Annotated in this window: 3 protein-coding genes; 1 reads left to right on the top strand and 2 read right to left on the bottom strand. The window is 65.0% G+C overall.

The genetic code is table 11. From position 1 onward, the window contains the following. Window positions 1-107: 107 nt before the first annotated feature. Window positions 108-2678, top strand: coding sequence for a DNA mismatch repair protein MutS (gene mutS / locus ASE90_RS18500; protein ID WP_056004484.1), 2571 nt, complete (start codon window positions 108-110; stop codon window positions 2676-2678). 67 nt (window positions 2679-2745) lie between these two features. On the opposite strand, the gene ASE90_RS20070 is transcribed toward mutS, so the two are convergent. Further along, the gene (locus ASE90_RS20070; RefSeq protein ID WP_156361657.1) at window positions 2746-3078 is read right to left on the bottom strand and encodes a hypothetical protein; all 333 of its coding nucleotides are present in this window, start codon (window positions 3076-3078) and stop codon (window positions 2746-2748) included. After that, complete coding sequence (locus tag ASE90_RS18495; protein WP_056004482.1) at window positions 3075-14258, bottom strand: LysM peptidoglycan-binding domain-containing protein; 11184 nt, start codon at window positions 14256-14258, stop codon at window positions 3075-3077. The genes ASE90_RS20070 and ASE90_RS18495 overlap by 4 nt, the downstream gene beginning before the upstream one ends. Window positions 14259-14381: the final 123 nt, after the last annotated feature.

The following is a 14381-nucleotide window of genomic DNA, read 5'->3' as shown; positions in this document are numbered from 1 at the left end:
GTCGGTGCCGAACCGCTTTGACCCGCTTGCGCGGGGCACCGGCCGGACGGTATCGCCGCGCGATGGCAACCAAGGCTCGGGCGGACGATTCCCCCGCCCCCACCCCGATGATGCAGCAATATCTGGCGTTGAAGGCGGAGGCCGACGACTGCCTGCTTTTTTACCGGATGGGCGATTTCTTCGAACTGTTTCACGACGATGCGAAAATCGCCGCCGCCTGTCTCGACATCGCGCTGACCGCGCGGGGCGAGCATGAGGGCGCGAAGATTCCGATGTGCGGCGTGCCCATCCATGCCGCCGAGGGCTATCTGGCGCGGCTCATCAAGGCGGGACACCGCGTCGCCATCGCCGAACAGGTCGAAAGCCCCGAAGAAGCGAAACGCGCAAGGGGTTCCAAGGCGCTGGTGGCGCGCGCGATCGTCCGGGTGGTGACGGCGGGGACGCTGACCGAGGAAGCACTGCTCGACGCGCGCGCCGCCAACTGGTGCGTCGGCATCGGCGAGGCGGCGGGCGGCGTCGCCATCGCCGCCGCCGACGTGTCGACCGGACGGTTCGAGGTGATCGAAACCGACGCCGCCGGCCTGACCGCCACGCTCGCCCGGTTGCAGCCGGTCGAGGTGGTCGCAGCCGAAACCAGCGCCTTTGCCGAGGTCGCGACGTTGCTGCGCGCCAAGGCCGATTTCGACAGTGCGGCCGGTGAGGCGCGACTGAAGGCGCTGCACGGTGTCGCCACGCTCGACGGGTTCGGGCAGTTTTCGCGTGCGGCGCTGGCGGCGGCGGGCGGGCTGATCGCCTATCTCGACCATAATGCGCGTGGTCAGATGCCGTTCCTGCGCCCACCGGTCTGCGCCGCCGATGGCCAGTGCATGGCGATCGATGCGGCGACGCGCGAGAGCCTCGAACTGACCCGCACCGCCGCCGGGGCGCGGGCGGGGAGTCTGCTCGCCGAAGTCGACCGGACGGTGACCGGCGCGGGCGCGCGGATGCTGGCGGGGGACATCGCCGCGCCGCTGATGGACCGGGCGGCAATCGAGGGCCGCCACGCGGCGGTCGGCTGGGCGCATGACGATCCGGGCCTTCGCGACGAACTGCGCACCACGTTGCGCGCGCTGCCCGATATCGGGCGGGCGCTGGGGCGGATCGCGGCGGGGCGCGGGTCGCCCCGCGATCTCGGCCAGTTGCGCGACGGGTTGAGCGCGGCGTGGGCCCTCGGCCAACGGCTCGACAAGCTGGCGGAGGTACCGCCGCTGATCGCCGGACTGACGCTGCGGCTGCGCGGGCATGGCGAACTGATCGACCTGTTGACGCGCGGGCTGGTACCGATGCCGCCGATCGATGTCGGCGCGGGCGGCTATATCGCCAGCGGGTTCGACGCCGCGCTCGATACGTTGCGCGATACCGGCGCGGGCGGGCGACGGGCGATCGCCACGCTGGAGGCGCAGTATCGCGAGCGTACCGGCATCACCGCGCTCAAGATCCGGCATAACGGCGTGCTCGGCTATCATGTCGAGGTGCCGGCGCGCGCCGCCGACAAGCTGATGGCGGCCGACAGCGGCTTCACCCATCGCCAGACGCTGGCCGGGGTGGTGCGCTTCAACGCGCCCGACCTGCACGAAGCAGCGCTGAAGGTGACGCAGGCCGGGGCCCACGCGCTCGCCGCCGAAGCCGCGCATCTGGAGGCGTTCACCGAGGCTGCGCTGGCGAACCGGGAAGCCGTCGCCGCGACCGCCGATGCGCTCGCGCGGATCGACGTGACGACCGCGCTGGCCGAACGCGCGGCGGAGGGTGGCTGGGCGCGGCCGGTGCTGGTCGATCATGCCTGTCTGGAGATCGTCGGCGGGCGGCATCCGGTGGTCGAAAGCGCGGTGACGAAGAGCGGTGGGCGGTTCGTCGCCAATGACTGCCGCCTGTCGAAACGCTCGCGGCTATGGCTGGTCACGGGGCCGAACATGGGCGGCAAGTCGACCTTCCTGCGGCAGAATGCGCTGATCGTCGTGCTGGCGCAGGCGGGCAGTTTCGTGCCGGCGACGTCGGCAACGCTGGGGCTGGTCGACCGGTTGTTCAGCCGGGTCGGCGCGTCGGACAATCTGGCGCGCGGGCGATCGACCTTCATGGTCGAGATGGTCGAAACGGCAGCGATCCTCGCGCAGGCGACACCGCGATCGTTCGTCATCCTCGACGAGGTCGGGCGTGGCACCTCGACCTATGACGGCCTCGCCATCGCATGGGCGGTTGTCGAGGCGATTCATGAAGACAATCGCTGCCGCTGCCTGTTCGCGACGCATTATCACGAGCTTACCCGGCTGGCCGAACGCTGCGACGCGCTGTCGCTCCACCATGTCCGCGCGCGCGAGTGGAAGGGCGATCTGGTCCTGCTCCACGAACTGGCCGACGGCCCGGCCGACCGCAGCTACGGCATCGCCGTCGCGCGCCTCGCGGGCCTGCCCCCCGCAACGCTGCACCGCGCCAAGGCGGTGCTGGCGAAGCTGGAAGCCGGCAAGGCCAAGACCGGCGGGATCGCCGCCGGACTGGACGACCTGCCCCTGTTCGCCGCCGTCGCGGCGGTCGAGGAAGTGCCGGTCGATGCGCTGCGCGAGACGCTGGGCGGGATGGACGTGGATGCGATGTCGCCGCGGGAGGCGATGGAGGCGTTGTATCGGTTGAAGGGGTTGGTTTGAGGAACTGTATGTCGGTTTTCAAATCCAATTCCCACGCCACTGCCATCCCAATGACCTTTGTGACTACCTAAACGTCAGGTTGCCAGCTAAGATGAAGCTCAGGAACGCCAAAAATTCCGGCATTTTCAAGTCTTTTCTTGACAACTTCAAACGAAAGTCGGGCATCACTCAAGGGTATGCTAATATCAGAAATATTTTCTTGACCGAATATACCGATTTCCTCCCCTACGAATAGCAAATATTTTTCTTGGAGGCCGCCAAAGTTTCCCCAATAGTATTGTATACCCGAGTTACGTGCAGCGGTAACACGCGCATCAGTCCGTTCCTCTAGTGCTTCTACCTCATTGAGGCTGATATCAAAACGCAAACCGAAGTAGGCAATCAAAGTTTCGCTGCTCATGGATTTATCCTAGTCTGGAAGCCGAGTTTATCCAACATTCGCTGCAGGGCTGGGCTGGGGCCAATGCCCCCGTTAACGCCGCTTGGGGTAAATTCCCACCTTACGCCGCCAACTTGGCCTTGGCGCTGAAGCCACCAATCACGAGCTAATTCTTGCCTCTCGCGGCTCCCCAAGGAGGTCCGTCCGACTTTCGACTCGATCGCTAAGGTCTCATCACCGAGCTTCAGCACGTCAACGCGACGAACACCCCCGACCGTAGTGAATGACTGCTCAACGATTGATGGCGCTTCCCGCGCGGCAATCAAGTCCCGGACCGCATCTCCCGCTGCCCTATTCGCTTGGATGCCAACCTTTGGGACTATTGTCCCAGCGGCTTCCGCTCGCGCTATGCTTATCGAACGAACACCGGATCCAAACGCTCCAACAGCAGCAAATGCACCGCTGGACTCCAGGCTCATTATAACACCGGGATCACCCAGCGGCGTCGCCGCTACGGCGTCCATGGCGGAGTAGAAAGGCTTGTTGACCAGCGTATCGACAGGGGTTCCCGGGCCGACCACATAGCGGTTCGTAAATGCCAGGCCTTGGGCCGTTGGCGTTCCGACATATCGGTCGAAAACGCTCCCACGGCCGAAGTTGCTGTTAACGAAACCAGCCACACCATCGAACAAGCGCCGCTGCAGAACCCATGACCGAACGACCTCTGGCTGACTAGCATTGAAAGGTGCGTCCGGCGATTTCCCACGTACTACGCGAGCGATTTCCTCGTCCGATGAGGGCCTGAAGAAATTAGATTCGTAAAATCGCGTTATAATCGAACGGGAATTTTCAGTATTTTTGTGAGAGTTGTGTCCGAAAAGGTTGGTATCGAAGAATCGATCAATCCGATCCAATATTCCCCGCCCCGCCTTTGCCGCTTCGTCAGCTAGGCGTCGACCGATAACAACAATTTCCGGTTCCTCGGCAACTGGCGAAGGTGGAGTTTGATAACCGGCGTTAACGAGATCTCCGCCGCCCGGATAACGGCTTATAAGTTCTTGAAGACCAGTATATGGTCCCATTGTGCCGCTGACGGAACTGTTGGGCGAGAGTGACGTGAGAGCCACCCCCCGCGCCGTAATCCGCCCGACAGTCGAACCGATGACATCCGGCAAAACCGCCAAGATGTTGTCGCCGAAGCTAGTTTGAGTGACGATGCTGCGGGTCGCGGCTCCCGCGAGGCTGGACGCCGCACCAGCGCCGGTCTGCGCCCAAAATGACTTGCTGTTACCAGCAATGCCTTGGCCAACGGCAGCGCTCACGCCCGCCACGCCTAGGCCGACCCAATCGAACCGCTTCTGCTGATCGGTTGCCATTGCGACACCCTGGGTAATCACGTTACCCAACAGCCCTCTCGTCGTGGCACCTAGGATGCCACTGCCCAGCGGTGCCGCTGCAAGCCCGGCTCCGACGCCTCCGCTGAGGCCGGCCATCGCTACTCCGGCCCAACTGAACTTGTCCTGGATCCCGAGCGTGAGTCCGACACCCTGACTGACCGCGCTGCCGACCGCGCCGCCGGCCACCCCAGCGGCAATCAGCGTGCTGACGCCGACCGTGGCGGCCCCCTTCAACGCAAGCAGCGTCCCAACGCCCTGCATAACCGAACCGACCGACCCGCTGAGCGCGGCGATCGCAGCGCCCGAAGTGAAGATTGTTGCCGCGACCGCGACAGCGACGAGCAGAATCTTCCCAAACCCGCCGCACTTGTTGTTGCTCTTCGCCTTGGGGTTCGGGTTCAGATCGCCGAGGACGTCCGTTGGATCATAGGGCCGGTACGTATCCGCATTGTACGTCGAGCGGACGACGCCTGCCGGGATCGTCAGGACCTGACCGGCCACCAGCGCGCTGTCGGCACCCAGCCCATTGGCCGTTGCGAGCTTGTACCAGAGCGATGCATCGCCCCAGACCTGATCGGCGATGCCGCTGAGCGTATCCCCGGCCTGCACCGTATAGCTGCGCCCGGCGCTGCCGGTCTCATAGCTGTTGATGCGGTCGATCGTCTCGGCGAAATCGCTTCCGTGCGACTGGCCGCCAAGGGGGGAGAAGGTCGAGGTTTCGCTCGGCTTGGTTGCGCGGCGGCCGATGGATTCGAAATAACTGTCGGAGGCGCTGCCGTTATTGCCGACATAGCCCATCTCGCGGCCACCATGGCGGTACCAGATTTCGTGGGGGTCGCCGGTGGTGGCGTTGCTGTCCGCCTCGTCGCGCTTGATGACCTGCCCGGCGAGGTCGTTGACGAAGGTCACCGTGCGCGAACGATCACCGCCGATCGACACCATATCGAGCTGGCCGACGCCGCTATAGGTATAGCTGGTATAGGCGGTGTTGGCGTTCGTCTTGGTAGTGACGGTACCGGTCAGCTGCGCCGCATCGCGCCATTCGTAGCTGTTGGTGGTCGTCGTCGTCGTGCTGCTGCCACCGTTGACGGTCGTGGTCGCCGTGACCTTCTTTACCGCGCCCAGCGCATAGTCGGTGCCTGTGCCATAGTCGGTGCTCGTCCTGGTGTTTATCGTGTCCGTGCCCTGCTTGGTCACGGTCGTTTCAGCGACGATCTGGCCCCGGCCACTGCCGTCGTAAGTAACGATCCGGTCGTAGACCGCCTCATTACCGCCGCGCCGGTCGGTCTGACGGGTCAGCCGGCCCAGTACGTCATATTCGTAGCCGGCCGCTCCGACCATCGTAAAAATCTCGTCCGGCGTGACCGTCCCGTCCTCATTTTCGTAATAGCCGGTTTGTTCGGACAGGACGGTCGAAACCTGTCCATCATTGCGCCAAGAATAGGTTTCGCGCCGTTCCGCCGCATACGCGACGCGGATGATCCGGTCGCCACCGGGCAACGCGGCGGCGCGGATCGCGCGGGGGTCATTACCGCCGCCGTAGTTTGGGTCGCGGACAAAGGCATAGCCGGTGAAGCTGGTCAGCGCCATCGCCCGGCTGCCATCGACGCGGTAGGTAATTTCCGTGCCGCTGCCGCGTTCGATGCCGCTCGCACCCATGCGACCGCCGTCCAGCGTCACCCGGTTCATCGCATCGTAACGGAACCAGCGTTCCTCGGTTTTGGTCGACGCGACGCCTCCGAACTGGTTCAGCGTCGCGCGCGTCGCGATCGTCTGCAGGATGTTGCCGTTCCGGTCGTAGGCCCAGCCCATCGATGCAGCGGGCAGCGCATCGCTGGTATCCGCCCAACTGCGCATCCGGTTCTGCATGTCGAAGATCGCTTCCGACCGGCGGTACACCACATTGTCGCGGGTGAAGGTCTCGGTCAGCCGATTGCCGACCTGATCATAGCCGAAGGTGGCGACGGAGCGAACGGTGCCCGACCCCATGTCGCTGGTCTGCGTGGCGAGCAGGCCGGTGTTGAGCCACGCGAAGGTCTGCGTCTCGAGACCGATGATCGTCGCCACCCGCCCGGCCTGATCATAGCTGGTAGTCGCGACGTTGCCGCCCATGTCGGTGCGCGACGTCAGGCGGCCGAACGTGTCCTTGGACTCGATCGTCTGCTTGCTGTTGGAGAAGGTGGTGGTTTGCCGCCAGCCGCCGGTGACGCCCAGACCGCTGTTGATGGTGCTGTCCCACGCATAGGCGTTGGTCGTCACCTCCCCGCCAAAGGCGCGGCTGGTCGTGACCCGTCCGGCCACGTCGTAATCGGTGGTCTCGCGGTCGGTCGTGGCGCGGCCGGTCTGGCTGTGCGTCAGGCGGCGACCGAGCGAGTCATAGGTATAGCTGTGGGCGATGTCGCGGCTGTCGACGTTGCTGGTGTTCAACAGCCGCCCGAGCTTGTCATAGCTCATATAGGTCGCGCGACCGAGTTCGTCGGTCCGCTTCACCAGATTGCCGGCATCGTCGTATCGCTGAAATACGCGGCCGCCATCGGCATGGTATTCGGCGGTGACCAGTTCGGCGGCACCGCCATAGCCCGTGCCCCCCGCCAGCCGCCGGGTCGCGATGTTGCCGTTGCCGTCCTTCGCGCCGGCCAGCCGCCCCGACAGGTCGTAATAGCGATATTCGAAAATGCCGGTTCCGTCGATATCGGCACCCAGCACGACCGGGCGGGCGATGGAGGTTACCCGACCCATCCGGTTATAGCCGTAATAGGTCGTGGCACCGCGCGCGTCGGTCTCGCTCGCGACTTCGCCGAACGCGGTGTAGCTGCGCGATGTGCGCAGATCGGCACCGCCGGTCACGCCGCTGGCCAGTTCGCGTTGCAGACTGTGAACGCGGGCCACCTGTCCGCGCGCGTCATATTGGGTGGCGGTCGCCACGACGCCGTTGGCGGGATCGCCGAGCGCACGTCCGTCGAGGGTCGAGATTCGCAGGACATTGCCGAGCGACAGGTTCTGGATATTGGCGCTGCCGTCGCTTGCGAGCGTCAGCGTCTGGCGGCCGGCACCGTCATACAGGAAATACCGCCACGTTCCGTCGCCGCCGGTGCTGCGCCATGCGCGTCCGGCATCGTCATATTCATGCTGCTCCTGCACCGAGTTGCCGATCGAGCGGGAGACGAGTTCGCCAAAGACGTTGTAGCTGAACGTCGTTTCCGGCGGCGCGCCGGCCGTGGTCAGGCTGGTGAAACCGGCGCTCGACTGCGTCCAGTTGGTGGCGGATATTTGTCCGCGCAATCGACCGACATTGTCGTAGCGATAGATGGCCCCTTCGCGCAGGACCGAACCGGCACTGTTGCGGCGCGAATAGGCCTCCGCGACCATGTTGCCGACGCGGTCGTAGAAATAGAAGCGCGTCGACCCCATCGCGTCGGTCATCGCGACCTTGCGACCCACCGCGTCATACCGGTTGGTGGTGACGCGATCGGTGCTGCCGACGACCCCCTCGACGGTGCGAACCAGATTGTCGTTGCCGTCGTAGTAATAGGTGACCTGCGGGATCGCTTCGTCGGTGGTGCTGTTGATGAGGTTGGGGCGCTGTTCACCGATCAGCCGGCCGATACGGTCATAGGTGTAGAGGGTGGTATCGCCGGTCGCCTCGCGCTTCGAGGTGACGAGGCCGAGACCGTTATAGCTGTAGGTGATCCGCGCATCGCCGCTGACGTCGGTCAGTGCGCCGGTCGTCGGATCGACGCTCCACGCCGCAACGTCCTTGCGCGTTTCAGTCAGGCGGCGGCCGTTGCGGTCATAGCTGAATTCGGTCACGCGGTCGTCGGCGTTGACGGTCCCCTGCGGCCGGCTGGCTTCGGTCGCATCGGTAACCGCCACGGCGTACCGGCGTTCGGCAAGCGCGTTACCCTCGGCATCGAGGGTCCATTCGGTCAGAAACCCTTCCTGATCGACCTGCGCTGTCTTGCGGCCCAGTGCGTCGTAATAGGACAGGATCGATGCGCCGGTCGCATCGGTGCTGCGCACGGCATTGCCGGCCGCATCATAGGTGACGCTCTGCGTCACCGTGCCGAAGCCGTAGACATAGGTGCCGATGGCCGCATCCCACGCACCGGTGCGGATATTGGCCATGCTGCTCGACAACCGCCGTCCGAGCACGTCGTTGGCGTAGGTCGTCTCGCGATAGTCGCCGGTCGCGGCCGGGCGGGTTTCGGTGGTCAATTGCGACGTGGTGACCGCGGTCGCATAAGCGCGGCTGCGGATCAGCCCGCCATTCTTGTCGTACGCATAGGTGACATACGCTCCCGCGGCATCGACCTCGCCATTCTTGCGGTCGAGCGCGTCGTAATAGAACCAGCTGTGACGCCCTTGGGCGTCGGTACGGCGGGTGAGATTGCCGTGGCGGTCGTAGAGATATTTCTCGGTCGGCTGTGCGGTACCGGCGTTCGTGCTGGAGCCGGGCACGCCGTAATCGACGGCCATGCCGCGCTTTTCAATCAGGCGGTCGAGGGCGTCATAGCTATAGTCGGTGGTCCGCTGTTCGGTCAGGCTCCACGCCTCGATCATCCGTGTACGATTGCCGCGCGCGTCATATTCGTAGTGGGTGACAACGCCGCCCGCCTCCTGTGCACCGGCGACGAGTTGGGTGTTGGGCGCACGTCCCTCGCCCGCGCCATAATTGGCGTAGTGTTCCAGCGGATTGATACCGGCAGCGGCGACGTCGGGATTGCTCGCCAGATAATAGCGCGTGTCGAAGTCGGCGTTCGGATTGCGGCCTTCCCGCCAACCGGAATTTTGCCAATGCGCGCGCAGCGCTATCGGATCATTGGCGATTCCGGCCAGATCGTCATAGGTATTTGCGTAATAGACCGGATCGAATTCGGAAATCTTCGCTGTCTTGGCCCGGGCAAAGCCGGTGGCGTCCGATGCCGTCTTCGCTACGTTCTCCGAAAATACCTGTCCACGGCGGTCGTAGAAGCGGAAGGTGACGCCGCCCAGCTTGTTCGTGGCCTGCACCACTTCGCCGAAGCTGTTGTAGCGGTTGTTCTCGCTGAACCCCTCCGCATCGATCGTCCGCACGACGCGGCCGAGCTTGTCGTAAACGAACTGGGTGACCGCGTCCTTCGCGTCGGCGGCTACGGTGGGCAGCGTCCCGATCGCGGCGGCGCTGCCCGCGCGCTGCTTGCGGCGGGTGACGGTCGCGATCTGGTCGAACGCGGTGTAGCTGGTCTCGGTAACGTAATTTTCGGCATCGCGAACCGCAACGACGCGGCCGGCGGCATCGTAATAGCTGTAGGTCGCCCCGCCGCGTTCGTCGACGATCCGCACCCGCTGTCCGAACGAGTCATAGTCGTAGGCCTGGACCTGCCCCAGCGCGTTGGTGCGCGTCAGCATCCGCCCTTCACGATCATAGGCGAAGCTGGTCGTGCTGGTCCCGTCGGGCGCAACCTGGGTCAGCAGGTTGCCGAACCCGTCATAGGTATAGCGCGTGGTCGACTGGAGACCGTCGGCATCGGCGATCCGGGTGACGACCCGGCCGGCGGCGTCGTAGCCGAGCTGGGTGCGGACCTGATCGACCGTGCCATAGGCCTTGGTCGTCGACTGGACGGTGCCGTTGACGTTGTAGATGTAGCGGGTGACCGTGCCGGCGGCATCGGTCGTTTCGAACACGCGCCCGGCCGCGTCATAGCTCGTGGTGGTGACGACGCTGGTGCCGGTTTGCCACGCGGCGACGCTGGCGATCGTCGTCGCGTCGGTGGCGCCGGCCATCGCCGTGTCGAACCGGACGACCGCGACGACCCGCCCGCCTGCGTCGTAATCATAGCGGCTGACATAGCCCATCGGATCGACGGTGAAGCGCAGTTCGCCGCGCGCGGCATAATAGCTGCGGGTGACGCGGGTATCACCATGGCCGCCATTCGCGGTCGCCCACGCGGCCATCGTCTCGTGCGTCGGCAGGGTAGTGGTGGCGTAGCTCGCCACGAAGCGTGTCGTCTTCACGACATTGCCGCTGCCGTCATAGCCATAGCCGGTGACCGACCCGGCCGCGTCGATCGCGAAGGTTAGGTTGCCGCGGTCGTCATAGACCGCGAAGCTGCGGCGATTGGCGGGGTCGTCGGTCGCGCCGACCGTGGCAAGCCCCTGTACGACCGTGGCCATGCTGTAGCTGGCGAGCGGCGCGATCGGCCGCGCATAGACGATCGTCTGGCGGACCTTGCCGGTCGCATCGCCCGCGCGTGCGCCGGCATAGACATATTCGGTGACGCGTTGGACGGTATCGACGGTGAAGCGCAGCAGCCCCTGTCCGTCATAGACGTAGCGGACGGTGCGATCGTTCGGGTTGGTGCCGACATCAGACAGCAGCGCGGTGAAACTGGCGGAGGTGCGCAGCGTATCGGTCACGCGCTTGGCGAAGCTGGTCGCCGACACGCGGTTCCCGGCGGCGTCATAGGTCGACCGGCTGAGATACCCCTCCCCGTCGAGCGCGCCGATGACGTTGCCGTCGCGGTCGTAGAAGGTGCGGCTCACACTGTCGCGCGCGGCATCGGCGGTGGGACGGGTGACGGTGGTCGGCAGCGTCGTCTTCAGCGCATCGACTGCGACCCGGTTGGCATAGCCGGTTTCGCGCAACAGCCGGCCGGACGCGTCAAAGTCATAGATGACGCTCGCCCCGGTGGCGTCGATCCGCTGCAACACGCGGCCTTCGCGGTCGTAGACGATCCAGTCCCAGCGATCGGCCGCACCCGCCGCCGGGCGGATGGTGGCGACATCGATATCGACCGCCGGATCGGCCAGCCGCGCCATCTGTTCGGCGGACAGTGCTGTGCTCCAGCCGACCGTCGCCACCAGCCGATCGTTCTGGTCATACCGATATTCGGTCAGCTGTCCGAGCGGGTCGACCTCGCCCGTCTTTCGCCCGGTCCGGTCGTAGACGACGTAGCGGTTCTGGCCGAAACTGTCGGTCGCGATGCGCACCCGGCCGGTGCGATCGTAGCGATAGCCGGTGGTGCCGGTACCGCTATAGCTGCCCGCTTCGCTGACCGAAACCAGATCGCCCGCGCGGTTGTACGTCGAGGTCTGCACCGCGCCGCTGGCCAGCGTCACGACGGTCTGCGCGCCGGCATCGTTGAACGCGATCGACGTCTGACCGCCGCGCACGTCGGTCGACCCGATCATGCGCCCCAGCCCGTCATAGACGAACAGCTCGCGCTGCCCGCCGGTGACGCGTTCGAGCAACCGGCCCGACGCGTCGCGGACGAACACGGTTTCGGTATAGCCCTGCGTCGTCAGCGGTTCGCCACTGGCGTCCGCCGCACCGTCGCGCACGATCCGCGACACTTCACCGCGCGCATCATATTCGTAGCGGACGATCATCCGTGCCGATTTGGCCGACAGTCCGCTTACCCAGCTGTTCAGCGCGGCCTCGGTCATCGCCACCGAGGTCGACGGGATGTCGGCGGTGAAGCTGTCGGTGCGGATCAGCAACCCGTTGGCAGTATAGGTATAGCGCGTGACCCGCCGTTCGGCCGAGACCGTGTATCGCAGGCGATTGGCGCTGTCGTAGACGTTGTTGCTGGCGACCGTTTCGGCGGCACCCGCCGACACGGCGCTGGCGGAGGTGCGCAGCAACTGGTTCTTCGCGTCATAGGTGCGGGTGACGACGTTGCCGAGCCGGTCGGTGGTGGTCAGCAGATTGCCGGCCGCGTCATACGCCATCCTGGTGATGCCGCCCGACGGATCGGTGACCGTCGCCACGTTGCCGGTGCTGCTGTAGCTGAACTGCGTTATCTGTTGCGCCGCGCCCGCTTCGGTCGCGGGTACGGTGATCTTCGTCAGCAGGCGCGACGTTTCGGGCTCGTCGACCGGACCGATCAGGTTGACGCCGGCCACGATGACCCCGGCCCCGGCCGGCTCATCGGCCCCCAGCGCGACGAACAACCGGGCATAGGCGGAATCGTCGCGGGCATAGGTGCGGGTGACCAGGATGGTGGTCGCCTCGGTCGCGGACAGGCCCCGCACCGAATAGAAGCCGCCGGACAGTGGATCGACCGCTCCCGGCCCCGACAGCACCCGCGCACTGGACAGGTCATCCGGCCCCCATGCCGACGTGGAACCGCCCAGCCCCAGATGATGGCCCTGATCGAAGCCGGTCGCCTTCAACGTGATGAGGAAGCTGTACGTCTCGCCCGCCTTGGCGGTGAAGGTGCGTTGCAGGTTCGCGGCAGTGGATGCGGTCTTGACGGTGAATTTATACGCCGCCGCGCCGTTGATGGCGGGTTCGGTCGCGCGGTTCAGGTTGCTCGCGGTCCATTTGGTCGCGTTCATCCGGTCGAGCGACGACGCGTCGGTACTGCGAACCAGCGTCTGGCCCCCGGCGATCAGCGAGGTTCCGGCGCGGTAATTACTGCCTTCGTCGACGTAGAAATACGCGCCGCCCGATCCGGTCTTGTCATAGGTGCGCGTGATCTCGACCCGCGTGCCTTCCGTCGGCGACAGGCCGACAACGCGCCAAAAGCCGCCATTGATATGTTCGATCGTCCCCGGACCCGATACGATCCGCGCGACGGAAATGCCCGGAACACCCCAGCCGGTCTGGTCCGAATACAAACCCAAATTCTGGGTAGTGATGTCGCCAACTGCCTTCAGGCTGATGCCGAAGGTCATCGTTTCCCCGGCGGTAACGGGAAAACCTTGTGAGATACCAGCCCATTGACCGCCAGTCTGGACCATATAGCGCGTGGCCGCCGCACCATTGATGGTGTCGGCTTGCCGGGTCAGATTGCCGCTGTCCCACGTTCCGCCGGCAAGCGCGAAGTCGCCGCCTGCGAAATCCAGCCGCGTCATCTGCCCCGCCGGATCGATGATGGTGGTATTGTCCGCGTTATAGCTCAATCGCGTCACGCGCGTTGCCGAACCGTCGACAGTCTGCGTGACCGCGGTAACCCTCCGGTACTTGTCGTATTCGAAATCGACGCGCGTGCCGTCGGTCTGCGCGACCGACGCGATCAGGCGGGTATCGCCGATATAGGTATAGGCGCTGCCATAGCTCTTGCCGTCGGCGACGCTGTTGTCGGCCGGGGTCAGATCGACGGTCGCGTTACCCAACCGGCCGAGGCTGTCATAGGCGTAGCGGGTGCGCGTCTGCATCCGCTCGACTCCGCCCTGCATCGTGAAGGTGCGGATATCGGTGATCGCATTGCCGCTGTATCCATATTGGATGCGTTCGCCGTTGGCGGTGCGCAGGTCGGTCAGCTTGCCATCGGCATAGGCGAAGGTGAGCGCATTGCCGCTCGGATCGCGCTGTTCGGAAATGTAGCTGTGGTTGCGGTAGTTATAGCCATAGGTTTCGACGACCTGGCTGTCGCCATCGGTCCATTTCCAGCCATCGGCGGTGCTGTAGGTGATCGTGTCGTGTGCGCCCGCGCCATCGGTGGTGCGATAGGCGGTGCCGTTCCAGACATAGGTGAACACCGAACCGTCGGCGGAAGCGCGCTTCACGGTCGAGCCGAAGGTGTTGACCGTTCCGGTCAGCCCGTACAGGCTGCGATCGGTGCTCTGACGCCAATTATCTCCATTTTCGTCGGAAAGATCGCCCTGGCTGTTATAGGTCCGGCTGATCGCCGCGTCGGGCCCCCGCCCCAGCAGCAATTCGTCCTGCTGCATCAGCATCAGATTGCCGTTGGCGGCGTTCAGCAACAGCTGTTCGCCCGAGCGGCCGAGCGCCGCCTGCCCCAGCGTTCCCGCCCCGCCCAGCACATTGCCCGACCCGCGCTCGAACCCCGTTCCCGCGCCCGTGAAAATGGCCACCATGGTCGCAAATCCCCCAAGAAAATGCGCGGCCGGCGCGTGGGCCAACCGCTCTTGAAAGCTTTGTCGGGGAGGTTTTTCGTTCGTTTAGGACGAAGTTCGACGGGCACGATCGACGGCGTCGCG

The sequence above is a fragment of the Sphingomonas sp. Leaf67 genome (assembly GCF_001421965.1).
GTDB lineage: Bacteria > Pseudomonadota > Alphaproteobacteria > Sphingomonadales > Sphingomonadaceae > Sphingomonas.
The sequence above is the reverse complement of the archived record's forward strand: the minus strand, read 5'-3'. Positions and strand labels throughout refer to the sequence as shown.